This is a genomic window from Burkholderia sp. MS389 (genome assembly GCF_016899425.1).
In the GTDB taxonomy this organism is placed as follows: Bacteria; Pseudomonadota; Gammaproteobacteria; order Burkholderiales; family Burkholderiaceae; genus Burkholderia; species Burkholderia sola.
Window position 1 is genome coordinate 3,493,064 of the sequence record NZ_CP045994.1, and the last position, 26,030, is coordinate 3,519,093.

27 protein-coding genes and 1 pseudogene are annotated in these 26,030 nt (G+C 67.2%); 19 read left to right on the plus strand and 9 right to left on the minus strand.

Features of this window, described 5'->3' with window-relative positions; genetic code table 11:
* The first annotated feature begins 270 nt into the window (after nt 1–270).
* The gene (locus tag GJG85_RS16240) at nt 271–777 is read left to right on the plus strand and encodes a hypothetical protein (protein WP_204383471.1); all 507 of its coding nucleotides are present in this window, start codon (nt 271–273) and stop codon (nt 775–777) included.
* On the plus strand, nt 774–2,216 hold the full coding sequence (locus GJG85_RS16245; protein ID WP_050017947.1) for a coniferyl aldehyde dehydrogenase: 1,443 nt from the start codon (nt 774–776) through the stop codon (nt 2,214–2,216). Before GJG85_RS16240 ends, GJG85_RS16245 begins: the two co-directional genes overlap by 4 nt.
* A 77-nt stretch (nt 2,217–2,293) precedes the next feature.
* Here GJG85_RS16245 and GJG85_RS16250 read toward each other — a convergent pair whose 3' ends face one another.
* Both GJG85_RS16250 and GJG85_RS16255 read right to left on the minus strand, forming a co-directional pair.
* On the minus strand, nt 2,294–3,316 hold the full coding sequence (locus GJG85_RS16250) for a serine/threonine protein kinase (RefSeq protein ID WP_080334409.1): 1,023 nt from the start codon (nt 3,314–3,316) through the stop codon (nt 2,294–2,296).
* Nucleotides 3,317–3,355: 39 nt separating this feature from the next.
* Nucleotides 3,356–3,568 carry a hypothetical protein gene (locus GJG85_RS16255; protein WP_006477514.1) on the minus strand — a complete coding sequence of 71 codons (213 nt, stop codon included), beginning with the start codon at nt 3,566–3,568 and terminating at the stop codon, nt 3,356–3,358.
* Between the two features lie 806 nt (nt 3,569–4,374).
* Between GJG85_RS16255 and GJG85_RS16260 the strand changes: the two genes are divergently transcribed.
* Both GJG85_RS16260 and GJG85_RS16265 read left to right on the plus strand, forming a co-directional pair.
* The gene (locus GJG85_RS16260; RefSeq protein ID WP_050017949.1) at nt 4,375–5,262 is read left to right on the plus strand and encodes a DMT family transporter; all 888 of its coding nucleotides are present in this window, start codon (nt 4,375–4,377) and stop codon (nt 5,260–5,262) included.
* A 353-nt stretch (nt 5,263–5,615) separates the two neighbouring features.
* Nucleotides 5,616–5,801 (plus strand): hypothetical protein, encoded by a 186-nt coding sequence (locus tag GJG85_RS16265; RefSeq protein ID WP_006482800.1) that lies wholly within the window; start codon nt 5,616–5,618, stop codon nt 5,799–5,801.
* 105 nt (nt 5,802–5,906) lie between these two features.
* Here the strand turns inward: GJG85_RS16265 and mgrA are convergent, their stop codons facing one another.
* Nucleotides 5,907–6,950 (minus strand): L-glyceraldehyde 3-phosphate reductase, encoded by a 1,044-nt coding sequence (gene mgrA, locus GJG85_RS16270; RefSeq protein WP_089488907.1) that lies wholly within the window; start codon nt 6,948–6,950, stop codon nt 5,907–5,909.
* A gap of 193 nt (nt 6,951–7,143) precedes the next feature.
* On the opposite strand from mgrA, the gene GJG85_RS16275 reads away from it, so the two are divergent.
* Nucleotides 7,144–7,350, plus strand: a complete 207-nt coding sequence (locus GJG85_RS16275) for a DUF3185 family protein (protein WP_006477510.1) — start codon at nt 7,144–7,146, stop codon at nt 7,348–7,350.
* Nucleotides 7,351–7,500: 150 nt separating this feature from the next.
* Here GJG85_RS16275 and GJG85_RS16280 read toward each other — a convergent pair whose 3' ends face one another.
* Nucleotides 7,501–8,274, minus strand: coding sequence for a phytanoyl-CoA dioxygenase family protein (locus GJG85_RS16280; RefSeq protein WP_050017942.1), 774 nt, complete (start codon nt 8,272–8,274; stop codon nt 7,501–7,503).
* Nucleotides 8,275–8,626: 352 nt separating this feature from the next.
* On the opposite strand from GJG85_RS16280, the gene GJG85_RS16285 reads away from it, so the two are divergent.
* Entirely contained in the window at nt 8,627–8,968 is a 342-nt protein-coding gene (locus GJG85_RS16285; protein ID WP_050017941.1) for a hypothetical protein, read from the plus strand.
* 110 nt (nt 8,969–9,078) lie between these two features.
* Here the strand turns inward: GJG85_RS16285 and metK are convergent, their stop codons facing one another.
* The gene (gene metK, locus GJG85_RS16290; protein WP_050017940.1) at nt 9,079–10,266 is read right to left on the minus strand and encodes a methionine adenosyltransferase; all 1,188 of its coding nucleotides are present in this window, start codon (nt 10,264–10,266) and stop codon (nt 9,079–9,081) included.
* A 265-nt stretch (nt 10,267–10,531) separates the two neighbouring features.
* On the opposite strand from metK, the gene lpxL reads away from it, so the two are divergent.
* Nucleotides 10,532–11,416 (plus strand): lauroyl acyltransferase LpxL, encoded by an 885-nt coding sequence (gene lpxL / locus GJG85_RS16295; protein ID WP_089488908.1) that lies wholly within the window; start codon nt 10,532–10,534, stop codon nt 11,414–11,416.
* On the opposite strand, the pseudogene GJG85_RS35005 reads toward lpxL, so the two are convergent.
* A pseudogene (locus GJG85_RS35005) lies at nt 11,379–11,591 on the minus strand (hypothetical protein); the annotation flags it as partial. The gene lpxL and the pseudogene GJG85_RS35005 overlap by 38 nt on opposite strands.
* Before the next feature lie 134 nt (nt 11,592–11,725).
* Between GJG85_RS35005 and dapF the strand changes: the two are divergent.
* The 8 genes from dapF (at nt 11,726) to hslU (ending at nt 19,967) form a co-directional block, all read left to right on the plus strand.
* Nucleotides 11,726–12,670: a diaminopimelate epimerase gene (gene dapF / locus GJG85_RS16300; protein ID WP_080334404.1), complete on the plus strand. Its 945-nt coding sequence runs from the start codon at nt 11,726–11,728 to the stop codon at nt 12,668–12,670.
* A gap of 37 nt (nt 12,671–12,707) precedes the next feature.
* Nucleotides 12,708–13,433, plus strand: coding sequence for a DUF484 family protein (locus GJG85_RS16305; RefSeq protein WP_050017936.1), 726 nt, complete (start codon nt 12,708–12,710; stop codon nt 13,431–13,433).
* A gap of 13 nt (nt 13,434–13,446) precedes the next feature.
* Nucleotides 13,447–14,367, plus strand: coding sequence for a tyrosine recombinase XerC (gene xerC / locus GJG85_RS16310; protein WP_204383472.1), 921 nt, complete (start codon nt 13,447–13,449; stop codon nt 14,365–14,367).
* A gap of 76 nt (nt 14,368–14,443) precedes the next feature.
* Complete coding sequence (locus GJG85_RS16315; RefSeq protein ID WP_050017945.1) at nt 14,444–15,658, plus strand: class I SAM-dependent rRNA methyltransferase; 1,215 nt, start codon at nt 14,444–14,446, stop codon at nt 15,656–15,658.
* A 188-nt stretch (nt 15,659–15,846) separates the two neighbouring features.
* Nucleotides 15,847–16,929, plus strand: coding sequence for a GTP-binding protein (locus tag GJG85_RS16320; protein WP_204383474.1), 1,083 nt, complete (start codon nt 15,847–15,849; stop codon nt 16,927–16,929).
* A 494-nt stretch (nt 16,930–17,423) separates the two neighbouring features.
* A complete protein-coding gene (dksA, locus tag GJG85_RS16325; RefSeq protein ID WP_006477498.1) occupies nt 17,424–17,840 on the plus strand; it encodes an RNA polymerase-binding protein DksA in 417 nt (138 codons plus the stop codon).
* Nucleotides 17,841–18,076: 236 nt separating this feature from the next.
* Complete coding sequence (gene hslV / locus GJG85_RS16330; protein WP_006477497.1) at nt 18,077–18,613, plus strand: ATP-dependent protease subunit HslV; 537 nt, start codon at nt 18,077–18,079, stop codon at nt 18,611–18,613.
* A 10-nt stretch (nt 18,614–18,623) separates the two neighbouring features.
* Nucleotides 18,624–19,967, plus strand: coding sequence for an ATP-dependent protease ATPase subunit HslU (hslU, locus tag GJG85_RS16335; RefSeq protein WP_050017933.1), 1,344 nt, complete (start codon nt 18,624–18,626; stop codon nt 19,965–19,967).
* Nucleotides 19,968–20,034: 67 nt separating this feature from the next.
* Here hslU and GJG85_RS16340 read toward each other — a convergent pair whose 3' ends face one another.
* The 3 genes from GJG85_RS16340 to GJG85_RS16350 form a co-directional block, all read right to left on the minus strand.
* Nucleotides 20,035–20,577: a response regulator transcription factor gene (locus GJG85_RS16340; RefSeq protein ID WP_021156278.1), complete on the minus strand. Its 543-nt coding sequence runs from the start codon at nt 20,575–20,577 to the stop codon at nt 20,035–20,037.
* A gap of 13 nt (nt 20,578–20,590) precedes the next feature.
* Complete coding sequence (locus tag GJG85_RS16345; protein WP_204383476.1) at nt 20,591–22,009, minus strand: ATP-binding protein; 1,419 nt, start codon at nt 22,007–22,009, stop codon at nt 20,591–20,593.
* Nucleotides 22,010–22,102: 93 nt separating this feature from the next.
* Complete coding sequence (locus GJG85_RS16350) at nt 22,103–22,327, minus strand: cysteine-rich CWC family protein (RefSeq protein ID WP_050017931.1); 225 nt, start codon at nt 22,325–22,327, stop codon at nt 22,103–22,105.
* Between the two features lie 294 nt (nt 22,328–22,621).
* Between GJG85_RS16350 and argB the strand changes: the two genes are divergently transcribed.
* The 4 genes from argB (at nt 22,622) to GJG85_RS16370 (ending at nt 26,017) form a co-directional block, all read left to right on the plus strand.
* Complete coding sequence (gene argB / locus GJG85_RS16355; RefSeq protein ID WP_006490510.1) at nt 22,622–23,521, plus strand: acetylglutamate kinase; 900 nt, start codon at nt 22,622–22,624, stop codon at nt 23,519–23,521.
* Nucleotides 23,518–24,309, plus strand: a complete 792-nt coding sequence (locus tag GJG85_RS16360; protein WP_050017930.1) for an HAD-IA family hydrolase — start codon at nt 23,518–23,520, stop codon at nt 24,307–24,309. The genes argB and GJG85_RS16360 overlap by 4 nt, the downstream gene beginning before the upstream one ends.
* On the plus strand, nt 24,276–24,941 hold the full coding sequence (gene slmA / locus GJG85_RS16365) for a nucleoid occlusion factor SlmA (RefSeq protein ID WP_050017929.1): 666 nt from the start codon (nt 24,276–24,278) through the stop codon (nt 24,939–24,941). The genes GJG85_RS16360 and slmA overlap by 34 nt, the downstream gene beginning before the upstream one ends.
* Before the next feature lie 533 nt (nt 24,942–25,474).
* Nucleotides 25,475–26,017 carry a fimbrial protein gene (locus GJG85_RS16370; protein WP_050017928.1) on the plus strand — a complete coding sequence of 181 codons (543 nt, stop codon included), beginning with the start codon at nt 25,475–25,477 and terminating at the stop codon, nt 26,015–26,017.
* The last annotated feature ends 13 nt before the right edge of the window (nt 26,018–26,030 follow it).

Consider the following 26,030-nt stretch of genomic DNA (forward strand, 5'->3'; position numbering starts at 1 on the left):
AGCGCCGTTTGGCCGAGCCAAACAAGCGACGAGCGACGCCGCCATACGGGCGATTTCGGGCATTCCCGTTACATGATTTTTTAATTTGGCGTTGCCATCTGCAAACAGACCCTCGGGGCATTGTAGGAATGGCCGTCCCGTGCGCGGCGCGCCGATTCAAGAGCGATTCCTCTAAACGCCCGCGTGAACTAAATTTAAGATGTATCGAGTCGCGTCGCGCGATGCACCGGCCACGAGAAGCCGATTCGTCGCGAAACGGGAGGAACGACGATGCAGCGCCAACGCCTGCCGGCCGCGTGCCGACCGGGTGATCCGGCGGTCACGCGCGCGGTCCGCATTTCATTTCAAACGGCGGCCCGCGCGACGATGCACGGCGCCATGCGCGCAGTCGGTCGAAATCGAACGGCACGTGTCGTCGCCGACCGTTTGGACGGTGTGTCGCCGCCGCCGAACGATCCGCGGCGAGCCACCGCCGCGGATCTGTCGCGCTGCGCCGCCGCGGTACACCGGCAGACGATCGCGAGACGGCATCGCGTGCCCGCGCGTCACCGTATCGGCTCGTATGCGCATGCCGTGCGGCACGACGTTCGGACGCGGACACCGTCGCGCGGATACGACGCTTGCCGCGTGCTGAAACCGGTTTTCGAGCACCCGTCGCATCCGGCCCCGCGCCGGGCGACACGCATCACCCGATCCGCGTCGCCGCGCTCGCCGAGCGTGCGCGTGCGGCGTGACGGCCGGCCGATCAGCCAGGCCCAACTGGAGGAGACGACATGAAGAACGACCTGCCCGAACTGGCCCCGCAAGCACTGCCGTCGGTCGATGCGCTGACGTCGCTGCTGCACGACCAGCGCGCGGCGTACCTGCGCGCACCGTACCCGGCATGGGACACGCGCGCGCAGCACCTGCGCGCGCTGCGCACGATGCTGATCGATCACGCGGATGCGCTCGCCGACGCAATCAGCGCCGATTTCGGCCATCGCGCGAAGCAGGAAGTGCTGCTGTCGGAAATCTGGATGGCGAAGGAAGAGATCGACGATGCGCTGACGCACGGCAAGCGCTGGATGAAGCCGATCCGCAAGCCGATGAACAAGTGGCTGCGGCCGGCGCGCGCGAAGGTGATTCCGCAACCGCTCGGCGTGGTCGGCATCGTCGTGCCGTGGAACTACCCGGTGCTGCTCGCCGCGGGCCCGCTGATCTGCGCGCTCGCCGCCGGCAACCGCGCGATCATCAAGATGTCCGAACTGACGCCGCGCACGTCGGCGCTGTTCGAGCAACTGATCGGCAAGACCTTCACGCGCGACCACGTCGCGGTCGTGAACGGCGACGCGGAAGTCGGCGCCACGTTCAGCGCACTGCCGTTCGACCATCTGCTGTTCACCGGCTCGACGCAGGTCGGCCGCCACGTGATGCGCGCGGCCGCCGACAACCTCACGCCGGTCACGCTGGAGCTCGGCGGCAAGTCGCCGGCGATCGTCGGCCCGAATGCGCGCTTCGACGCGGCCGTCGACGCGATCGTCGCCGGCAAGACGCTGAACGCCGGCCAGACCTGCATCGCGCCCGACTACGTGCTGCTGCCGCGCGGCATGGAAGGCGCGTTCATCGAACGCGCGCGGGCCCGCTTCGCGAAGCTGTATCCGGACCTGTCGACCAACGGCGACTACACGACGATCGTGTCGCCGCGTCACTACGCACGCCTGCAGCAACTGGCAAGCGATGCGCAGGCCGCCGGCGCGCAGCTGCATCCGCTGTCCGACGCGCAGTCCGATCCGGTGTCGCGCCGCTTCGTGCCGTGCGCGGTCACGCAGGTGCCGGCCGCGTCGCCACTGATGCAGGAGGAAATCTTCGGGCCGCTGCTGCCGCTCGTGCCGTACGAACGGCTCGACGAAGCGATCGCGTACGTCAATGCGCGCCCGCGTCCGCTCGCGCTATACCTGTTCGACGAGGATGGCGGCACGATCGACCGCGTGATGCGCGAAACGGTCTCGGGCGGCGTGTCGATCAACGAAACGCTGATGCACATCGCGTGCGGCAGCTTGCCGTTCGGCGGCGTCGGCGCGAGCGGCATGGGCGCGTATCACGGCTACGACGGCTTCGTGACGTTCTCGAAGATGAAGCCGGTGCTCACGCAGGCGCGGCTGAACGCGCGCAACCTGCTCGCACCGCCGTACGGCAAGCGCTTCGCCGCGCTGATCAAGCTGATGCTGAAGTTCTGAGGGGGCGGGCCGCGTCGCGCCGCGGCCCCGGCGAAGCTGCCGCGCGGCATGGATGCCGCGCATGCAGCCGCCACACGTCACACGGGCCAGAGCGGCCCTTCCTGCATCGCGCCGATCTGCTCGCGCAGTTCGAGCACGCGCGCTTCCCAGTAACGATGCGTGTTGAACCACGGGAAGGCGGCCGGAAACGCGGGATCGTCCCAGCGCCGCGCGAGCCACGCCGCATAGTGGATCAGCCGCAGCGTGCGCAGCGCTTCGACCAGATGCAGCTCGCGCGGCTCGAATTCGCAGAAATCCTCGTAGCCGGCGAGCAGGTCGGCCAGCGCGCGCGATGCGCCTTCGCGATCGCCCGGCAGCAGCAGCCACAGATCCTGCACGGCCGGCGCCATCCGGCTGTCGTCGAAGTCGACGAAATGCGGGCCGGCATCGGTCCACAGTACGTTGCTCGGATGACAGTCGCCGTGCGTGCGCAGCAGGCGGATCTCTCCGGCGCGCTCGAACGCGGCCTCGACGCCTTCGAGCGCGAGCTTGACCGCGGTCTCGTACGCCGGTCTTACGTCATCCGGAATGAAATCGTGCGCGAGCAGGTAGTCGCGCGGCTCGTAGCCGAACGTGGCGATGTCGAGCACGGGACGCGCGACATACGGCTGCGTCGCGCCGACCGCATGAATGCGGCCGATGAAGCGGCCGAGCCATTCGAGCGTGTCGCTGCGGTCGAGATCGGGTGCGCGGCCGCCGCGCCGCTCGAAGATCGAGAATCGGAAGCCGTCGAACGCATGCAGCGTGCGGCCGTTGAAGGCACGCGCGGGCACCGCCGGAATCTCGCGCGCGGCGAGTTCGGCGACGAACGCATGCTCTTCGAGGATCGCGTCGTCGGACCAGCGCGCCGGGCGATAGAACTTCGCGACGACCGGCGGGCCGTCTTCGATGCCGACCTGGTAGACGCGGTTTTCGTAGCTGTTGAGGGCGAGCAGGCGCCCGTCGGTGCGCAGGCCGGCCGGCATCAGCACGCTGTCGAGCGCGTCGAGCACGCACTCGGGCGTGAGGCCGGCGAACGGCGGGCTGGCGGAGGAAGCGGGAGCGGAAGTGGCGTCTGTCATGCCCCGCATTGTGCCGCCAGCCGGACCGAAAGACGAGCCTTAGTGAAGCGCCGCGCCGGCCGGCAGAACGGATTCGCCGGTGTCGATCAGGTCCTCGAGAAAGAAAGGCTCGGTGTTGAGTTCTTTCGACTCACCCGGCACGCCCGCGTACCAGGTCACCATGGCCATGTCGCCCAGGATGCGCTGGACGATGCCGCGCGCGCCCTTCGGCACCGCGATATGGGTAGTGCAGACGATCGACCCGATATGCATGATGGTTCCCCACTCTTGAATCTTGAAACCCGGCCCGCTGGCGAGCCGGCAAATGCACGATCCGCGCCGCTCTCGGCGGAGCGTTGCGCGTGATCCCATTGTTCACGGTTTATCGAAGCGCGAAAAGAAGAAGAAGCAGGCGAAGTGCCGCGAATTCGTCGAATGTCTCCAATCAACCACTGCGTCGGGCACGTACTTGCCCGCCCGGTTACCCCCATCATACCCTGTCGAATGTGACTGCCCACCGAAACCGCCCGGCGCCGCCGCGCGCGCATGTTGACGCAACGCGCGTGCCGCTTCGCTTCGCCGCTGCGGAATCATCGGAACACTTCGCGCGGCCGACCGGAATCACGTCGCGCGCATCGCATGCCGATCGCTATCCACCGTTCGTCGAACGCTTGCGCGCGCACCGGCATCGGCCTGCATCGGCGCGACATGTCGCTCGCGATATGCAGCCGCCGACAGCAGTTGCGTTCGATGGCTGCCTTGCGGTACCTTAACCTTTCATTCGCGTTCAACCGCACTCCGACACGATGTATCCGCTCACGTCCGCCCTCGCAAAATCCCGGCCGCAGTTCGACTCGCGGCCGCGGGCGTGCGCGCATCCGTCGGTCCTTCCTCCCCCTGTCGCACCGCCGCTCGTCTGCGCCGCGCCGCCCCCTTCGGCGGCACGCGCCGGCTGACTCGCCGGCATCCGTTTTCGTCTTCCATTCGCCCCGTTGGTCACAGGTACGTGCGTCATGACGCACGACGTGTTGCCGCGCGCGCGAATGGAACGTTTCGATCCGTTCGACAGGTGGATTCACATGGTTTCGTTCAAACGCGCGCTCGCCGCGCATGGCGCGACGTCGCTCTTCGTACTGCTGTGGAGCAGCGGCGCGATCTTCGCCGAACTCGGTCTGCGTCACGCGTCCGCGTTCGCCTTTCTCACCGCCCGCTTCGCGCTCGCATCGCTCGTGCTGCTCGCGCTGGCGTTCATGCGCAAACGCTGGCTGCCGCCGCGCGGCGAGCGGCGCATGGCCGCGCTGACCGGCTTGCTGATGATGGGCGGCTATTCGATCTTCTACCTGCTCGCGCTCGAGCGCGGCATCGCGCCCGGCGTGCTCGCGACGATCCTCGGCGTGCAGCCGATCCTCACGCTCGCGATCGTCGAGCGTCGCTGGCAACCGGTGCGCATCGCGGGACTCGCGCTATCGCTCGCCGGCCTCGCGCTCGTCGTCGGCCGCGGCGTGAGCGGCGGGACGGGCGGCCTGTCGGCTGCCGGCGTCGCGTGCGCGCTCACGGCGCTCGTCGCGCTGACCGTCGGCTCGCTGCTGCAAAAGCGCGTCCGCGCGGCGCCCGCCGACGTGCTGCCGCTGCAGAATGCGATCGGCCTCGCGCTGTGCGTCGCGATCGTGCCGTTCCGGCCGGTGTCGTTCGATATGAGCTGGGCGTTCGTCGTGCCGCTGCTGTGGCTCGGCATCGTGATCTCGGTGATCGCGCAACTGCTGTTCTACCGGTTGATGCAGCGCGGCGATCTCGTCAACGTGACGAGCCTGTTCTATCTCGTGCCCGTCGTCACCACGCTGATGGACGCCGTGTGGCTCGGCAACCGGCCCGAGCCGCTCGCGCTCGCCGGCATGGGCGCGATCATCGCGGGGCTCGCGCTCGTGTTTCGCGCGCCGGCCGGCCGCCCGCAACCCGACCGCGCGTGAGCGGGCGGGCCGCCGCGCCCGCGGGTGCGGCGGCCCGCATCGGACACATACGACGATTCCGCGAAAATCGAAAGGAACGGGAAAGATACGCGCAAGGCGTTCGTCTTGTTTGCGCGAAAACCGCGGGATTCCCGAGGCTTTCCGCTGATTTTTAATGGTTCGGATAGCGAAAAACGCCGCCGGTTGCCTATACTCGAATTGACCGGCCCGCGTACGACGGGCCGGACCCACTAGAAACACCCGGCATGGGACCGGGGTGAGCGCACGCGTGCCGTTTCGGGCCGATATCCCGCAGGGATGGAGCCGCTAGGCAAGCACTGAAGCGCCCACTTCGGCCGACACTGGAGACACGCATGACGACCTATTTCACGATCGGCGACTTCATTCTGTTGATTCCGATGGCGCTGGCCGGAGCGCTATTTCTCGGCGCGGTGCCATGCGCCACACAATTCCGTCACAACCTGCTGCGCGTGCTCGGCGTCATTCTCGGCGTCGGCGTCGCTGTGTTGCTCGTTGAAGGCCTGCCTGCGCTGATCTAGCGCCATCGGCGCGTGACGTGCGTCGCTGCCCCGCAGCGACGCGACGGACTGCCTGCGCGTGACCGATACGGCACGCGATGTTTCGCATCCCGTATCGACTTTCGATCAGATCGCCTGATCCGTGGAGGGCTTTTCCCACAGATTGATGCCGCCTTCCGTCGCGTAACGATCGATCTCCGCGAGTTCCTCAGCGGAGAATTCGAGGTTCTTCAACGCACCGACGTTCTCGCGCACCTGCTCGGCCCGGCTCGCACCGATCAGCGCGGACGTCACGCGGCCGTTACGCAGCACCCACGCCAGCGCCATCTGTGCAAGGCTCTGGCCGCGCCGTTCGGCGATCGCGTTGAGCTTGCGCACATGCTCGAGGTTGTCCGCGCTCAGGTGATCCTGCTTCAGCGAGCCGCCGCCCGGCTTGTTCACGCGCGCGTCGGCCGGCACGCCGTTCAGGTACTTCGACGTGAGCAAACCCTGCGCGAGCGGCGTGAACGCGATGCTGCCCGCGCCGACGTCGTCGAGCGTGCCGAGCAGATCCTCTTCGATCCAGCGGTTCAGCAGGTTGTACGACGGCTGGTGAATCAGCAGCGGCACCTTGTATTGCGCGAGCAGCGCGGCCATCTCGCGCGTCTTCGCGGCTGAGTACGACGAGATGCCGATGTAGAGCGCCTTGCCCTGCTGCACCGCCGACGCGAGCGCGCCGGCGGTTTCCTCGAGCGGCGTATGTGCGTCGAAACGGTGCGAGTAGAAGATGTCGACGTAGTCGAGCCCCATCCGCTGCAGGCTCTGGTCGAGGCTCGCCAGCACGTACTTGCGCGATCCGCCGCCGCTGCCGTACGGCCCCGGCCACATGTCCCAGCCGGCCTTCGTCGAGATCAGCAGCTCGTCGCGATACGGCCGGAAATCCTCCTTCAGCAGTCGGCCAAAGTTGGTTTCGGCGCTCCCGTACGGCGGCCCGTAGTTGTTCGCGAGGTCGAAGTGGTTGATGCCGAGGTCGAACGCGGTGCGCAGGATCTCGCGCTGCGTCGAGATCGGCGTCGAATCGCCGAAGTTGTGCCACAGACCGAGCGACAGGGCGGGCAGTTGGAGCCCGGATTTGCCGCAGGTGCGGTATTGCATGCCGGCATAACGTTCGGAAGCTGCTTCGTAGGCCATGAGTCTGTTCCGTCAGGACATCGGGGGAAGGGACGCGCGCCGGCCGCGCCCATGGCGCGACGGCGGCGAAGAAGTCATACGACGACTATGGTAGCGAAAGCGGCCGGATCGTGCACGGCGGCACGACGATGGACGCGACCGCGGCGCTCGCCTACACTGCGGCGTCTCGAATCACCGTTTCAGCGAGGTTGGTATGTCCCGGGTCATCTCGGTTGCACTGCTCGTCGGCGGCGTCGTGCTGCTGTATTTCGGCGGCCAGTCGTTCCATTCGATCAACGACAACGTGTCGCGCTTCTTCACCGGCTCGCCGGCGACGAAGACGATCCTGCTGATCGTCGGCGGCGCCGTCGCGTCGTTCGTCGGCCTGATCGGCCTCGCGATGCCGGGCGGCAAGCGCTGAGCGCGCCGCCGCGCGACATACGAACGGCCCGCGTCGCTCGGCTCGGGCCGCGTCAAACGAAACGGGCGGCCAGGCCGCCCGTTGCTTCAAACGCCCGCGATGCGCCGCATCGCGTGACCGCCGCGGTGTCGCCGCCCGTCCGATCCGAACCTAGAACGGCACTTCCGGCTTCGACGCCGAGCGTGTGCCGGGCAGCGGCCGGTTGCTCGCGCCGTGATACGTGTACACGAGCGAGAACTTCACCTGGTCGGAACGGTTCTGCCCGGCCGAATGCAGCGTGTTGCTGTGGAAGAACACGACGTCGCCCGTCTGCAGCGACGGGCACGTGGCCGCGTCGATCATCCTGCGGTTTTCCGGCAGATCGCTGCGGAAGAACTTCGCGTCGTCGAACGCTTCCGGCCCGAATTCGGCCGTATGCGAACCCGGCACCAGCCACAGCGCGCCGTTCTCGTTGGTTTCCGGCCCGAGCGCAAGCCACACCGAGACCATGTCCGGGCGCTCGAACGCCCAGTAGCGGAAATCGCGATGCCAGCCGGTCAGGCTGCCGTACGCCGGGTGCTTCGTCATCATGCAGTTGTGATGCGCGCGCGACAGCACCGGCTCTTCACCGAAATACTCGCGCATCCATGCGCCGATCTCGGGCGCGATCGCGCGCGCGGCGAACGCCGGATCGCGCGAATACGCATCGAGCAGCCGTCGCACCGTATGCCCGCCCGGCGCATGCTTCGACTCGGGCGCGCCCGGATAGCGCAGGTCGGCCTCGAACTCGATCGGCTCGGCGGCCTCCCGCAACTGGCGCTCCGCGATCTGCCTGAGCGCCGCGCACTGCGCTTCGCCGACGAGGCCGCGCGCGACGACGAAGCCGCGCTCGCGCAATTCCGCGACTTGCGCGCGGATCGATTCCGACTGCAATGGAGACGACATGGGATGCCAGACGTTTATTGTGTGAATGTGACGATTGTAAATCGGCGCCGGATACCACGAACAGCGCCATTGTCGTGCGCAGGGGCATGCCAATCGCGGATTTGATCCAGCGCAAGGGAACTGTGCGACGCGGCGCCTGCCTCAGCGACAGGCGGTATGCGGCACACGCGTTGCGGCACAAGGGTTTATCGCGACTTTTGCGCGTCATGAATCCCCTGTAGCCTGACGCGGCCTGTCAATTCTGGCGGGCGCGGCGCGCAACGGGTTTCGATAAGATCCGTTGCGTCATCCGAGGCCGTTCATACCAGTGTGCTCTGCAGGGCGCCACCCATACAAGCGAAGCATCGTTCACATGCCATTCCGTCTGACTTCCCGTTTCAACCGCACTGCCAAGCGCGTCGTGTCGCCCGCTCCTGTCCGCTCGCTGCGCCATCATCGCGCACGCACGCAGGCGCTGGCCGAACGTACGCACCCGCACAGCCGGCTGGACGGCATCCGTGCGTGGTTCCACGCGTTTTTCTCGATGATGAGCGCGCAGGCGTTCGCTCGCCGCGCCGGCCTGCGCTCGCTGCTGCAGAAGCCGTCGTCGCTGCGCGCGCTCGCGCTGCGCCGCAAGCTCGGCCCGCAGCGCCGCATCAACCGCCCGCGCCGCCTCGCGGCCAGCAACGGCTGGTTCGGGTTCGGCGCGCGTTGAGCGGGCGCCCGGCGGGCGTTGTCCGCCCGATCGCCACCGTTGCCCCGGCGATCGAACCCATAAAAAAAACCCCGGCCTGGCCGGGGTTTTTCATTTCAGGCGGACGACGCTTACGCGACGCGTGCCGTCGGCTCCACGCCGGCCGCTTCGGCCAGCACGAGCGCCTTGTCGGTCGCTTCCCACGAGAATTCCGGCTCTTCGCGGCCGAAGTGGCCGTAAGCTGCCGTCTTCTCGTAGATCGGGCGCAGCAGGTCGAGCATCTTGATGATGCCCTTCGGACGCAGATCGAAATGCTCGCGCACGAGCTTCGTGATCACCGCATCCGACACGCGGCCCGTGCCGAACGTGTTGACCATCACCGAGGTCGGCTCGGCCACGCCGATCGCGTACGACACCTGGATCAGCGCGCGCGACGCGAGGCCGGCCGCGACGATGTTCTTCGCGACGTAGCGGCCCGCATACGCAGCCGAACGGTCGACCTTCGACGGATCCTTGCCCGAGAACGCGCCGCCGCCGTGCGGTGCGGCACCGCCGTAGGTATCGACGATGATCTTGCGGCCGGTCAGGCCGCAATCGCCTTGCGGGCCGCCGATCACGAACCGGCCGGTCGGGTTCACGAGGAACTTGATGTCGCCCTTGATCAGGTCGGCCGGCAGCGTCGGCTTGATGATTTCCTCGATCACCGCTTCGCGCAGCGCCGGCAGCTCGATGTCCGGCGCATGCTGCGTCGACAGCACGACGGTGTCGATCGAATCGGGCTTGCCGTCGACGTAGCGGACGGTGACCTGCGACTTCGCGTCCGGACGCAGCCATTGCAGGCGACCGTCGCGGCGCAGGCTGGCCTGGCGCTCGACGAGCCGGTGCGACAGGTAGATCGGCAGCGGCATCAGTTCCGGCGTTTCGTCGCACGCATAGCCGAACATCAGGCCCTGGTCGCCCGCGCCTTGGTCGAGGTTGTCGTCGTGCGCGCGATCGACGCCCTGCGCGATGTCCGGCGACTGCTTGTCGTACGCGACGAGCACCGCGCAACCCTTGTAGTCGATGCCGTAGTCGGTGTTGTCGTAGCCGATGCGCTTGATCGTATCGCGCGCGATCTGGATGTAATCGATGTTGGCCGTCGTGGTGATTTCACCAGCCAGCACGACGAGACCCGTGTTGCACAGCGTTTCGGCCGCAACGCGGGAGTATTTGTCCTGCTCGAGGATGGCGTCGAGAATCGCGTCCGAGATTTGGTCCGCGACCTTGTCCGGATGGCCTTCGGAGACGGATTCGGACGTGAAGAGATAATCGTTTGCCACTTTTTCAGGCTCCTGTGTGGTTACGGTTGGTTTCACGTAGCCAGCTTCGTTGGGCCTGAAGCGGCGACGCTTTAGCGGATTACCAGGACCGGGCAGCGTGTGTCGCGCCAGCCGGCTTCGCCCCGCAAGTTGTCAGTTAACTCGGCGAAGCCCGTATTATAGCGGCTTTCCTGAATTGTCACAGAGCGCCGCCCGTGCTGCATCTTCCGCTGTCTTACCACCCTGTTCGCAACGTGCCGGCCAGCCGGCCCCACGGAGATTCCGCATGCTAGGCCGCCTCGGCACGCACCTCGCCATCGGCTTGCTGAAGCTGCTCGCCCTGCTGCCGTACGGTCTGACCGCACGGTTCGGCGATGGCCTCGGCTGGCTGCTGTATCAGATCCCCAGCCGGCGAAAGCGCATCGTACATACGAATCTGAAACTCTGCTTCCCCGACTGGAGCGACGAACGGCGCGAGGAAGTGGCCGGCCAGCATTTCCGTCATGCGATCCGCAGCTACGTCGAGCGCAGCGTCCAGTGGTTCGGCTCGGAGAAGAAGCTCGCGAAGCTGATCCAGGTCGACAGCGCGGTCGATCTCGACGATCCCGACCTGCCGCCGACGCTGTTCCTCGGCCTGCACTTCGTCGGCATCGAGGCCGGTTCGATCTGGCTGAACCGGTCGCTGCACCGCCGCTGCGGATCGCTTTACCAGCCGTTCTCGAACGCGGTGCTCGAGGAAGAGGCGAAGAAGGCGCGCGGGCGCTTCGACGCCGAGATGGTCGGCCGCGCGGACAGCGCGCGCGTCGTGCTGCGCTGGCTGCGCGACCGCAAGCCGGTGATGCTCGGCGCGGACATGGACTACGGGCTGCGCAACTCGACGTTCGTCCCGTTCTTCGGCGTGCCGGCCTGCACGCTGACGGCCGTCGGCCGGCTCGCGAAGACGGGCCGCGCGCAGGTCGTGCCGTTCATCGGCGAGGTGCTGCCGAACTACAAGGGCTACCGTCTGAAGGTATTCAAGCCGTGGGATCACTACCCGACCGGCGACGACGATCTCGACGCGCGGCGGATGAACGCATTCCTCGAGGAACAGATTCCGCTGATGCCCGAGCAGTACTACTGGGTGCACAAGCGCTTCAAGACGCGCCCGCCCGGCGAGCCGAGCCTGTACTGACCCTGCCGCGACGTTCGCGGGTGCGCCGCCATGCGCGCGCCTGCGCCCTCGCCACCTTCGGCGCACCCTTCGCGCGCGCCTGCCCGAGATCGTAGGCCGACTGCTGCGCGAGCCACAGATCGGCCTTTCCCCCGTTTTCCTCGCCGAGCCACGCCTCGAGCCGCAACGCCATGTCCAGTCGGCCGATCGGCAAATAGCGCCCCTTCCCATCTGCACGACGGACGCGCGGCCCCGCCCGCGCGGGACGCCCCCGTCGGCTGCATGTATCATTTGCGGTTGAGATCAGCACGACGAACGAGGCCGCCCGGCATGGCCGGCGGCCGTCCGTGTCGTGCCGACCGCCTTGTTCGCCATGGAATTCCGGACCCAGTGAAACTCTCGTTCACCAAGATGCACGGCGCGGGCAACGACTTCGTCGTGCTCGACGGCTATTCGCGCGCGCTGCCGCCGCTCACCGACGCGCAGGTGCGCGCGCTCGCCAACCGCCACTTCGGCATCGGCGCCGACCAGTTGCTGCTGGTCGAGAAGCCGACCGTCGACGGCGCGGATTTCAAGTACCGGATCTTCAATTGCGACGGCGGCGAGGTCGAACACTGCGGCAACGGCGCGCGCTGTTTCGTGAAGTTCGTCAGCGACCGCGGCCTGACCGACAAGCGCAGCGTGCGCGTGCAGGTCATGAAGGGCCTGATTACGCTGACGCTGCAGGACAACGGCGAAGTCGTCGTCGACATGGGCGCGCCCGTGTTCGCGCCGGCACAGGTGCCGTTCGATACGGCCGGTCCAGGCGCGACGGGCCTCGACGGCCGCAAGGAAGGCAACGACACGCTGTGGCCGCTCGACGTCGGCGGCGCGACGCGCTGGATCTCGACGGTGTCGATGGGCAACCCGCACGCGGTGCAGGTCGTCGACGATGTCGAGGCGTATCCGGTGCTGGAAGAAGGCCCGCTGATCGAGCGCCATGCGCGCTTCCCGCAGCGCGTGAACGCCGGCTTCATGCAGATCGTGTCGCGCCACGAGGTGAAGCTGCGCGTGTACGAACGCGGCGCGGGCGAGACGCTCGCGTGCGGCACCGGCGCATGCGCGGCGGTCGCGGCCGGCATCCGGCGCGGCCTGCTCGATTCGCCCGTGACCGTGCACACCCACGGCGGCACGCTGACGATCGGCTGGGACGGCGCGCGCGACGAAGCCGCCGCGCTGATGATGGCCGGCCCCGCCACGACCGTGTTCGAAGGCGAGATCGACCTGAACGCCTGACCCTGCAACGTCCTTGATAACTGAACGCGCCAGCCACATGAACGATCGCGAAGTCGCCGACTACCTGCTCGCCAATCCCGAATTCTTCGCGCAGCACGCCGAGCTGCTCGCGACGATCCGTCTCGCGAACCCGCACGGCAAGGCCGCGATCTCGCTGCAGGAGCGGCAGATGGAGATGCTGCGCGACAAGAACAAGCATCTCGAGCGCCGGCTCGCCGAACTCGTGCGCTACGGCCACGAGAACGACAGCCTGTCCGCGAAGTTCAGCCGCTGGACCGCGCGCGTGATCGCGGAACGCGATCCGTACGCGCTGCCGCGCACGATCGCCGACGGCATCGCCGACGTGTTCGACGTGCCGCAGACGGCGCTGCGCGTGTGGGACGTCGCCGACACCTACGCGCAAGCCGATTTCGCCCGCCAGGTCGGCGAGGAAGTGCGCCTGTTCGCGAACGGCCTGTCGACGCCGTACTGCGGCGCGAACACGGGCTTCGAGGCCGCCCAGTGGCTCGCCCCCGCGCTCGCCGCCCCGGCCGCGAGCGCGGCGGAAGGCGCCGAAGCCGCGCCGGCCGGCGACGGTGCGGCCGCATCGGTCGCGCTGCTCGCGCTGCGCGCGCCGCTCGCCGGCAACGACGCGCCCGCGTTCGGGCTGCTCGTGCTCGGCTCGCCCGATCCGCGCCGCTTCCACGACGGGATGGCGACCGACTTCCTCGCGCAGATCGCGACGCTCGCGAGCGCCGCGCTCACGCGCCTGCTGCCGCACTGATCCGCCGCACGCGATGACCGACGATCCGATCGCCGCCTACCTGTCGAACCTGAAGCATGTCAGGCAGTTGTCGGAACACACGCTGCGCGCGTACACGCACGAACTGGACGAACTGAAGAAGCTCGCGGCCGGCCGGCCGCTCGACGCATTGACCGCCGCCGACATGCGCGGCGCGGTCGTGCGCGGGCACGCGGCCGGGCTGTCCGCGCGCTCGATCTCGCACCGGCTTTCCGCATGGCGTGCGTTCTATCGCTGGTTCGCGCAGCGCGTCGAGATGCCCGCGAATCCCGTCGCCGGGGTCCGCGCGCCCAAACGCGAGAAATCGCTGCCCAAAGCGCTGTCGGTCGACGATGCGGTCACGCTCATGGATACGCCGCTGCCCGACACGACCGAAGGCATCCGCGATCACGCGATCCTCGAGCTGTTCTATTCGTCGGGGCTGCGCCTCGCCGAGCTGGTCGGGCTCGACGTCCGGTACACGCAGGCCGACAGCTACCGCTCGGCCGGCTGGCTCGACCTCGCCGAAGCCGAGGTCACCGTGCGCGGCAAGGGCAACAAGGAGCGCAAGGTGCCGGTCGGCCACAAGGCGATCGACGCGCTGAACGCGTGGCTCGCGGTGCGCGACGAATTCGTGAAGCACGATCCGCATCCGCTGTTCGTGTCGGTGCGCGGCAACCGGATGTCGCCGGGCGTCGTGCGCGAGCGCGTGAAGCGCGCGGCGCTCGCCGCCGGCATTCCCGCCAACGTCCACCCGCACGTGCTGCGCCACTCGTTCGCGACGCACGTGCTGCAGTCGAGCGGCGACCTGCGCGCGGTGCAGGAACTGCTCGGCCACGCGAGCGTCGCCGCGACGCAGATCTATACGTCGCTCGACTTCCAGCATCTCGCGAAGATTTACGACAGCGCGCATCCGCGCGCGAAGAAGCGCGACTGACGCGCGCCCCGTGTTACCCGCCGCGCGCGGCGGCCGGCACCGGCCGGCGTCGCGCGCGGCCCATTTCGATCTCATCATGCAAACCGTCACCCTCAAGCCGTCCAAGGAAAAATCGCTGCTGCGCCGCCATCCGTGGATCTACGCCAATGCGATCGACCGCGTCGACGGCAAGCCCGCGCCCGGCGCGACCGTGCTCGTGCGCGCGCACGACGGCCGCTTCCTCGCGCGCGGCGCGTACAGCCCGCAGTCGCAGATCCGCGTGCGGGTGTGGAGCTTCGACGAGCACGAGCCGATCGATCACGCGTTCTTCAAGCGCCGCGTGCAGCGCGCGGTCGCGCACCGCACGACGATGGTGTCGGGCACGGGCGCGGTGCGGCTCGTGTTCGGCGAAGCCGACGGGCTGCCGGGGCTGGTCGTCGACTACTACGTCGCGGATACCGCCGAAGCCGGCGCCGCGCCGCGCGGCCAGCTCGTCTGCCAGTTCATGGCCGCGGGCGTCGAAGCGTGGAAGGACGCGATCGTCGCGGCGCTCACCGGCGCGACCGGCTGCCCGAACGTGTACGAGCGCTCGGACGTGTCGATCCGCGACAAGGAAGGGCTGGAACAGACGACCGGCGTACTGGCCGGCGACGCGCCGCCCGCGACGCTGATCGCGAACGAAAACGGCGTGCGCTATCACGTCGACGTGCCGAACGGCCACAAGACGGGCTTCTACGTCGACCAGCGCGACAACCGCGCGCTCGTCGCGCAGTACGCGGCCGACCGCGACGTGCTGAACTGCTTCTGCTACACGGGCGGCTTCTCGCTCGCAGCGCTCAAGGGCGGCGCGAAACGCGTCGTATCGATCGATTCGTCGGGCGATGCGCTCGCGCTCGCGCAGCAGAACGTCGTCGCCAACGGCTTCGACGCCGAACGCGCGACCTGGCTCGACGCCGATGCGTTCAAGACGCTGCGCCGCCTCGTCGACGAAGGCGAGCGTTTCGACCTGATCGTGCTCGATCCGCCGAAGTTCGCGCCGACGCGCGACAGCGTCGATCGTGCGGCGCGCGCGTACAAGGACATCAACCTGAGCGGCTTCAAGCTGCTGCGTCCGGGCGGCCTGCTGTTCACGTACTCGTGCTCGGGCGCGATCGACATGGACCTGTTCCAGAAGATCGTCGCGGGCGCGGCCGCCGACGCGAAGGTCGACGCGCGCATCCTGAAACGGCTCGGCGCGGGCGTCGATCATCCGCTGCTCGCCGCGTTCCCGGAAGGCGAATATCTGAAGGGCCTGCTGTTGCAAATCGTCTGATCGCCCCGATCTAGCGCGGACAACCGCGCCCGTCCCATTGGCGGCGCTGCGTTGCCGCCTGTCGTCCGGACGACGGGCGGGAACTTGACAGGTATGTTTCAATTGTTGGTTGTGCGCCCCGGCTCGCAGCGCGAGGGCGCGACGCACATCCTGTTTTGACCCCGATTCACGAACCACAGGCGATTGACATGGCCACTCCCGTCACCATCCTCACCGGCTTCCTCGGCAGCGGCAAGACGACGCTGCTCAAGCGCATCCTGAACGAACAGCACGGCATGAAGATCGCCGTGATCGAGAACGAGTTCGGTGAAGAGAACATCGACAACGAAATCCTCATCCAGGATTCGAACGAGCAGATCATCCAGATGAGCAACGGCTGCATCTGCTGCACGATCCGCGGCGACCTCGCGCGCACGCTCGGCGATCTCGCCGCGAAGAAGCGCGAAGGCAAGCTCGACTTCGACCGCATCGTGATCGAGACGACCGGCCTCGCGAACCCGGGCCCCGTCGCCCAGACGTTCTTCATCGACAGCGAAATCGCCGACGATTTCCTGCTCGACGCGGTCATCACGCTGGTCGACGCGAAGCACGCGAACGCGCAGCTCGACGAACACGAGGTCGTGCAGCGCCAGGTCGGTTTCGCCGATCGCCTGTTCATCACGAAGTCGGACCTCGTCGACGACCAGACTGTCGCGGGCCTCAAGCACCGCCTGATGCACATGAACCCGAAGGCCGCGATCAAGGTCGTGAATTTCGGCGAAGCGGACATCAAGGAAATCTTCGACCTGCGCGGCTTCAACCTGAACGCGAAGCTCGAGATCGATCCCGATTTCCTCGCCGAGGACGATCACGCGCACGCTCACCACGATCACGACCATGATCACGATCACGCGAATTGCGACCACGATCACGGTCAATGCGCGCACGATCACGACCATGGCCACCATCATCACCACCACCACGCGCACCACGACGACAAGATCAAGTCGTTCGTGTACCGCAACGACCGCCCGTTCGACCCGAACAAGCTGGAAGACTTCCTCGGCGGCATCCTGCAGATCTACGGCGAGCGGATGCTGCGCTACAAGGGCGTGCTGTACATGAAGGGCGTCGACCGCAAGGTCGTGTTCCAGGGCGTGCACCAGATGATGGGCAGCGACCTCGCGGCGAAGTGGCTGCCGGTCGAGAAGAAGACCAACAAGATGGTGTTCATCGGCGTCGACCTGCCGCAGGACCTGATCACCGACGGCCTCGACGCCTGCCTCGCCTGACCCGCGCGGGCGCCCGCCGCGCCCCGCCGCCCGGCCGCCAGCCCGGGCGGTGGCGGCCGCCGCGCGGCGCCTTTTTCGGGCAGGGTTTCGCCGTCATCGCTTTTTCGCGATTTGCGCGTTATATTTTCTAGATATTGGCGCAGCCGACGGGGATCGACCCGATACGGCGCCCGCTTGCGATTCAGTTACAATACGTGCCCGCTGGAGTACGGCAACAAACAGGCCCGGTTCTTGCTGAACCAGTTTTCCGGGCATCGCAACCGCGCCGGATCGCCCATCCGCCTCCCGGCCGCGGCCGATGCGATGTGCCGCGCAGCACACCGGTTCGCAGCGCGCACAACTCCGCGCCAGGCCTATCCTGGTATTTGAGAACCGGTTTCCAGAGGCTTTCGGCCCCGCGGCGGCAAATCGCAAATGAATGCAAACGCGGTTGCGGGTAATCCCAAAGTGCAGGCAATATCTCTCGATTTGCCGCACATTGAAGAAGCAAGCAGATGACGAAGAAACTCTTGACCGAAGCCGAAATCCTGAAGATGAGCGACAAGGATTACATGAATGAGGATCAGCTCGCCTTCTTCAAAAATCGGCTCGAACAGTTGCAGGCGGACATCCTCAAGAATGCAGGCCAGACGACCGAGAACCTGCGCGAGACGGTGATCGTCCCCGATCCCGCCGACCGCGCGACGATCGAGGAAGAGCACGCGCTCGAGCTGCGTACGCGCGACCGCGAACGCAAGCTCCTCAAGAAGGTTCAGCAGTCGCTCGCCCGCATCGATTCCGGCGATTACGGCTGGTGCGAGGAAACCGGCGAGCCGATCGGCATTCCGCGCCTGCTCGCGCGTCCGACCGCCACGCTGTCGCTCGAGGCGCAGGAGCGCCGCGAGCTGCGCCAGAAGCTGTTCGGCGACTGATCGGGCGGCATTCCGCTCAAACACGCTGCTTCCCGAAAGCGCGCGGCCTGCCGCGCGCTTTTTGTTTTTCCGGCACCGATTCCCGGCCGCCGGCCGATTTGCCTTCCCCTCTTGATATCCCGGCGCCCGCCCTAAAATGAAACGGACGCGCGCCGGGCCGCTTCCCGGCGCACTGCGAGATTTACGCGGCGGCGCCCCGCGCCCCCGCCTTCCCCCGTTTTTCTCAAGGAACGCAGATGGAGCAATTTCACGGCACGACCATCGTTTCGGTCCGGCGCGGCGACAAGGTCGCGCTCGGCGGCGACGGCCAGGTAACCCTCGGCAACATCGTCATGAAGGGTGGCGCGCGGAAAGTGCGGCGGATCTACAACAACCAGGTGCTGGTCGGATTCGCGGGCGGCACCGCCGATGCGTTCTCGCTGCTCGACCGCTTCGAGGCGAAGCTCGAGAAGCACCAGGGCAACCTGACCCGTGCGGCCGTCGAGCTCGCGAAGGACTGGCGCACCGACCGGATGCTGCGCCGCCTCGAGGCGATGCTGATCACGGCCGATGCGACCACCACGCTCGTGATCACCGGCAATGGCGACGTGCTCGACCCGGAAGGCGGGATCTGCGCGATTGGCTCGGGCGGTGCGTACGCGCAGGCCGCGGCCCGCGCGCTCGTCGAGAACACCGAGCTGTCGCCGCGCGAGATCGTCGAGAAGTCGCTCGGGATCGCCGGCGACATGTGCATCTACACGAACCACAACCGCATCATCGAAACGATCGAGTAAGGACAGCCCCATGAGCACCATGACCCCTGCCGAGATCGTCTCGGAACTCGACAAGCACATCATCGGCCAGGCGAAGGCGAAGAAGGCCGTCGCCGTCGCGCTGCGCAACCGCTGGCGCCGCCAGCAGGTCGCCGAGCCGCTGCGCCAGGAAATCACGCCGAAGAACATCCTGATGATCGGGCCGACGGGCGTCGGCAAGACCGAAATCGCGCGCCGCCTCGCGAAGCTCGCCGATGCGCCGTTCATCAAGATCGAAGCGACCAAGTTCACCGAAGTCGGCTACGTCGGCCGCGACGTCGACAGCATCGTGCGCGACCTGATCGAGATCTCGGTCAAGCAGACGCGCGAATCCGAAATGCGCAAGGTGCGCAGCAAGGCGACCGACCAGGCCGAAGACCGCATCCTCGACATCCTGCTGCCGCAACCGCGCGCGGTCGGCTTCGGCGGCAATGCCGAGCACGCGAACGACGACAACAACGCAACCCGTCAGACGTTCCGCAAGCGCCTGCGCGAAGGCCAGCTCGACGACAAGGAAGTCGAGCTCGACCTCGAGCAGCCGTCGGTCGGCATGGACATCATGGCGCCGCCCGGGATGGAAGAGATGACCGAGCAGATCCGCTCGATGTTCTCGAACCTCGGCAGCGGCAAGAAGCAGCGCCGCAAGGTGAAAATCAAGGAAGCGCTGAAGCTGCTGACCGACGAGGAAGCGGCGAAGATGCTGAACGAAGAGGAAGTGAAGACGAAGGCCGTGCAGAACGTCGAGCAGAACGGCATCGTGTTCCTCGACGAGATCGACAAGATCACGTCGCGCAACAACGAAGGCAGCGGCGGCGAAGTGTCGCGCCAGGGCGTGCAGCGCGACCTGCTGCCGCTCGTCGAAGGCACGACGGTCAACACGAAGTACGGGATGGTGAAGACCGATCACATCCTGTTCATCGCGAGCGGCGCGTTCCACCTCGCGAAGCCGAGCGACCTGATTCCGGAACTGCAGGGCCGCTTCCCGATCCGCGTCGAACTCGATTCGCTGTCGGTGAACGACTTCGAAGCGATCCTCGTCGCGACCGACGCGAGCCTCGTCAAGCAGTACCAGGCGCTGCTCGCGACCGAAGACGTACAGCTCGAATTCGCCGACGACGGCATCCGCCGTCTCGCGGAGATCGCGTTCGCGGTCAACGAGAAAACCGAGAACATCGGCGCGCGCCGGCTGTACACGGTGATCGAGAAACTGCTCGAGGAAGTGTCGTTCTCGGCGGGCAACCATGCGAGCGAGCGCGTGACGATCGACGCGAAGTATGTCGACCGCGCACTCGGCGAAGTGTCGCAGGACGAAGACCTGTCGCGCTACGTGCTGTAACGCGCGCGGCGCCGGATGCGAGACGGGCGGCCCCTTCGGGGGTCGCCCGTTTTCGTTGGTGCGCCGCTTACTGGCGCACCGGCTTCTTCGCGAGCTTGCGCTGCAGCGTGCGGCGGTGCATGTTCAGCGCACGCGCGGTCGCCGAAATGTTGTTGTTGTTCTCGGCCAGCACGCGCTGGATGTGCTCCCATTCAAGCCGGTCCACCGACAGCACGACCGGGTTCTCCAGCGCCTCGTCGGCCTGCACTTCGGTCGCGTTGGTCTGCAGCGCGGCCAGGATCGACTCGACGTTCGCCGGCTTCGCGAGGTAGTTGTCGGCACCTTCCTTCACGGCCTGCACGGCGGTCGCGATGCTCGCATAGCCGGTCAGCACGAGAATGCGCGCGTCGGGCTGCAGGTCGCACAACGGCGCGATCAGGCTCAGTCCCGAATCCTCGCCGAGATGCAGGTCGACGGTGATGAACTGGAACTTGCCGCCCGCGGCGAGCCGCAGCGCCGCCTCCTTGTCATGCGCCTGCTGGACCGCGTAACCGCGGCGCTCGAGGCCGCGCGCGAGCGTGCCCGCGAACACCTCGTTGTCGTCGATCACCAGGAAATTGTTCTCGCTCATGGGGTTTCTCCGTCTACGTGTTGGTTGAGGCCGCCGGCAGCGCGACGCGCACGACCGGCAGGCGCAGCACGGCCCGCGTGCCGCGCCCGGCGGTCGTGCCGGCCGCGCGGCTGTCCGGCGCGCCGCTTGTCCGTTCGGTCAGGCGCTGGCCCGCGCGCTGTGCCGATCCCGCCGCGGCGTGACCATTCGCCGCACTGCCCGCCCGCCCGTTGCCGCCCGCCGCGCGCGGCGTGACGTCGGACAGTTCGATCTCGCCGCCCAGCCGCGCGGCCGCACTGAACGCCAGATACAGGCCGACACCGTGCCCGCCCTGCGTGCTGTCGACCGGCATCGCGCCGAGCGATTCGCGCAGCGAGGCCGGAATGCCGGGCCCGTCGTCGCATACCTCGAATTCGATCTCGTCGGCCGTGCCGCCATGCGCGACCTTCGCGGCCAGCGTCACGCGCTGCGGGCTCGCGCGCGCGGCGTTGTCGAGCAGGATCGTCAGGATCTGGCCGGCCGCGACCGTATCGTCGAGCGCGACGCCCGCCGGGCGCGCGCCGAGCAGTTCGAACTGCACGTGCGGATGCCGCAGACGCCAGTGCTCGACGAACGTGTCGAGCCAGTCGTCCACCGGCTGGCGGCTCGCCGGCGCGCTCGCGCGGCTGCGCAGGCGCGCGAGCGCCGACGTGCACAGCGACATCTGTTCCTCGAGCACCTTCAGGTCGGCCTCGTAGCGTGCGAGCCCCGGATCGGCGCGCGCCGCGTCGCGCAACTCCTCGGCGAGCATCGCGATCGTCGACAGCGGCGTGCCCATTTCATGCGCGACGGTGGCGGCCTGCACGCCGAGCGCGACGGCCCGCTCGTCGCGCAGCAGATGCTGCTGCGCCTCGCCGAGCGCCGCGTCGCGCTGGCGCAGCGCGTTCGACATGCGCGCGACGAACCACGCGATCAGCCCGACGCTGACCATGAAGTTCGCCCACATCCCGGTACGGTAGTAATCGAACAGGTTCGCCGGGTTGTCCATGTTGAGCGGCACCGAATCGAAGCCGAGCGCCGCGTAGCAGGCGACGGCGAACGCCGCGAGCCAGATCATCAGGTGCCACGGCAGCACGGCCGCCGCGATCGCGAGCGAAGGCAGGTACAGCGACACGAACGGGTTGGTCGTCCCGCCCGACAGGAACAGCAGCGCGGACAGCGCACCGAGGTCGACCCACAGCTGGCCGAGCAGCTCGAAATTGGTCTCGGGCCGCGCGCGCAGCACGCGCACCCAGGTCAGTGCGTTGAAAACGATTTCGAGCGCGATGACCATCAGCATCGCAGGCAGCGGCAGATGCACGCCAAAATAGGTCTGCACGACGCCGATCGTCACGAGCTGGCCGATGATCGCAAGATTGCGCAGCCAGAACAGGTGACTGAGGTTGACGCGCCCGGTGGTGGTGATTCGTTGCATCCGGGCAGTTTACCCGTTTAGCGCCCGACGCCTCTAGCGGGGCCGGATCGGCACGAGGCGAACGGGCCGCCCACGCGTACGCGGCCGATGCCGTCACCCGGCCGCGCCGGCCATCCGCCGCGCGATCTCGTCGGCCAGGCACTCGGGGCAGAGGCAGCGTGCGCCGGCCGCCGGCTGGGCGCCGCCGGGCGGCACCGGCATCGACGCGCACCAGCAGTCGAACGGCTGCGTGTGCGCGCCGCAGTCGAAGCCGCGCCCGCAGTGCGGGCAGCGCGCACGGCGCGGGGCAGAACGGGCGTCGGCGGCGGAATCGGTCATGGTGCAATCGCGGAAGCGGGCGGGACATCGCCCCACGCGACAAGCATAGCGCGGCGGCCGGATTTTGCACGTCGGCCGCGTGGCCGAGATCCACCGCAAACTCACGCGCGCCAGCCCGCCGGCGCCACCCGCGCGGCGCCGCCCGAATCGCGCCGCGCCATAGCCGGCGGGCCGCCGCGCGCTGTACCCGCCTCGCGCCGCCGGTGTTCCGGCCGGCCCAAAAACCCGATGCTGCGCTGCGCCACTCCTGTACAATTCGGCCTGTTTCAACCGTTCCCAGCCAGAGCCGCCGCCATGTCCGAGCCCATCGACCTCTCGCAGATCGCCCCCACGCTGAAAGCAGAAATCCTCGCGGAGGCGCTGCCGTACATCCGCCGTTACCACGGCAAGACCGTGGTCATCAAATACGGCGGCAACGCGATGACGGAAGAGCGGCTCAAGCAGGGCTTCGCGCGCGACGTGATCCTGCTGAAACTGGTCGGCATCAATCCGGTGATCGTCCACGGCGGCGGTCCGCAGATCGATCACGCGCTGAAGAAGATCGGCAAGGCCGGCACCTTCATCCAGGGCATGCGCGTCACCGACGAAGAGACGATGGAAGTCGTCGAATGGGTGCTCGGCGGCGAAGTGCAGCAGGACATCGTGATGCTGATCAACCACTTCGGCGGCCACGCGGTGGGCCTGACGGGCAAGGACGGCGGCCTGATCCACGCACGCAAGCTGCTGATGCCGGACCGCGACAACCCGGGCCAGTACATCGACATCGGCCAGGTCGGCGAAGTCGAGGCGATCAACCCGGCGGTCGTGAAGGCGCTGCAGGACGACGCGTTCATCCCGGTGATCTCGCCGATCGGCTTCGGCGAGGATGGCCTGTCGTACAACATCAATGCCGACCTCGTCGCCGGCAAGCTCGCCACGGTGCTCAACGCCGAGAAGCTGCTGATGATGACCAACATCCCCGGCGTGATGGACAAGGACGGCAACCTGCTGACCGATCTCTCCGCACGCGAGATCGACGCGCTGTTCGAAGACGGCACGATCTCGGGCGGCATGCTGCCGAAGATCTCGTCGGCGCTCGACGCGGCGAAGAGCGGCGTGAAGTCGGTGCACATCGTCGACGGCCGGATCGAGCACTCGGTGCTGCTGGAAATCCTGACCGAGCAGCCGTTCGGCACGATGATCCGCTCGCATTGAGCGCGCGCCGCCCGCCTGCCAGCCCCGACCTGCCGGCGTCGTTGCGACGCCGGCGCATTTCGCGCAGCCGGCCGCGTGCCGGCGCGCCCGTCTGGCTGTTCGATCTCGATAACACGCTGCACCACGCATCGCACGCGATCTTTCCCGAGATCAACCGTGCGATGACGCAATACATCATCGACGCGCTGCAGGTCGGGCACGCCGAAGCCGATCGCCTGCGCAACGGCTATACCGAGCGCTACGGCGCCGCGCTGCTCGGCCTCACGCGCCATCACCCGATCGATCCGCACGACTTCCTGCGCGTGGTCCACACGTTTTCCGACTTGCCTGCAATGGTGCGCGCAGAGCGTGGTCTCGCGCACATCATCGCCGCGCTGCCGGGCCGCAAGTTCGTGCTGACCAACGCGCCCGCGAACTACGCACGCGCGGTGCTGCGGGAGCTGCGCATCGAGCGGCTGTTCGAGCGCGTGATCGCGATCGAGCACATGCGTGATCGCCGCACGTGGCGCGCGAAGCCCGATCGTGCGATGCTGCGCAGGACTTTGCGCGCCGTGCATGCACGGCTCACGGATGCGATCCTCGTAGAAGACACCCGCAGCCACCTGAAGCGCTACAAGCGCCTCGGCATCGGCACCGTATGGATCACCGGCCACCTGCCGGGCCATCTGCCGAACATCGGCCGACCGCATTATGTCGACCAGCGCATTCGTTCGTTAAAATCGCTGCGACTGGGCACACGATCGGGGCGACAGAAATGCAGCCGACTTACCCGCAGGACCACGCCGTAAAGGAAGACCAGGCAACACCGTCCCGCCCGCGCCCGAAACCGGGCGAGCGGCGCGTGATGATCCTGCAGACGCTCGCCGCGATGCTCGAGGCGCCGAAGCCCGAGAAAATCACGACCGCCGCGCTCGCGGCCCGGCTCGACGTGTCGGAGGCCGCGCTGTACCGGCATTTCACCAGCAAGGCGAAGATGTACGAAGGGCTGATCGAGTTCATCGAGCAGGCGCTGTTCGGGCTCGTGAACCAGATCGTCGCGAAGGAGCCGAACGGCGTGCAGCAGGCGCGCACGATCGCGCTGACGATGCTCAATTTCGCCGCGAAGAACCCGGGCATGACACGCGTGCTGACCGGCGAGGCGCTGGTCGGCGAGGACGAGCGGCTGACCGAACGCGTAAACCAGCTGCTCGACCGGATCGAGGCGACCGTCAAGCAATGCCTTCGGGTCGCGCGCACGGAAGCCAACGCGCCGCAGGACGGCGCCGCACCGTTCGCGCTACCGGCCGACTACGATCCGGCCGCCCGCGCGAGCCTGCTCGTCTGCTACGTGATCGGCCGATGGCACCGCTTCGCAAAGGGCGGGTTCCAGAAGCCGCCGGGCGAGCAGGCCGATGCGCATTTGCGGTTGATCCTGCAGTAACGCCCGAGGCGCGGACGTGCGCGCTGCGAGCACGCCGTCTGGCGTCGCACTCGCTTGGCGACACGCGTCAATGCCCAGGCGCCGATTCCGCGCTCGCCGTGGCACACGGCATCGCCTCACCTGTCCGCACCCGCGGTACTGACGGCCTGAATCGGCGCGGGGTTCATATCCCGCGCACGCCGTCATTAATTCGCCATCCTCAATATATCCCTGCCTGAATCGGCCGCCGAGGCGAGCCGAATCCATCAGACAGCCTCTCGATCCTTGCGGCGCTCCCGCAACGTCGACGTCCCGGCACGGGTGTGCGGCATGCGAGTCACGGCCCTTGACGATTCTTAAAAGAAATTTAGTACTCGAACTAGATTAAAGCCACTCAACTTAGAAATCGTCCCATTCTTTCGAATGACTTACTTCGGAACAATAGCACCTGTTTCCCGCAGCTGCTGCCGCCCCGCAGCAGCGATGCGCGACAGCGCGATGGAAACGTCCGTGCGTCGTCTTTCGACGCGAGGCCCTTACTAACAGGTACTTAAATGTCCAAAAAAGCACTTTCCATTCTGATGGCGACAGCAGGTCTCCTCGCCGCGGCCTCGTCGGCTCAGGCAGCTGACGGCACGATCACGATCACCGGCGAAATCACCGCCCAGACCTGCAACATCTCGGGCGACGGCGGCGGCAAGGATTTCACCGTCACGCTGCCCAACGTGTCGGCCTCGGCACTCTCGGCGGCCGGCTCGACGGCCGGCCGCAAGCCGTTCCGCATCAACCTGTCGAACTGCTCGCCGAATTCGGGCAACGCATCGGTGTACTTCGAGCCGGGCACGACGGTCAACGCGCAAACGGGTCAGCTGTTCAACGCGACGGGTGACGCGAAGAACGTCGAGGTCGGCCTCCTGAACAAGGACGGCTCGAACATCAAGCTCGGCGCGGCACAAGCGCAGCAGAACTCGCAGACGGTGCCGATCGCAAGCGGCTCGGCGGAGCTCAACTACTACGCGCAATACGTTGCAACCGGCGGCGCGGCCACGGCCGGCACGGTCAATACGTCGGTCATGTATTCGGTCTCGTACCAGTAACGCGGTCTGCCGA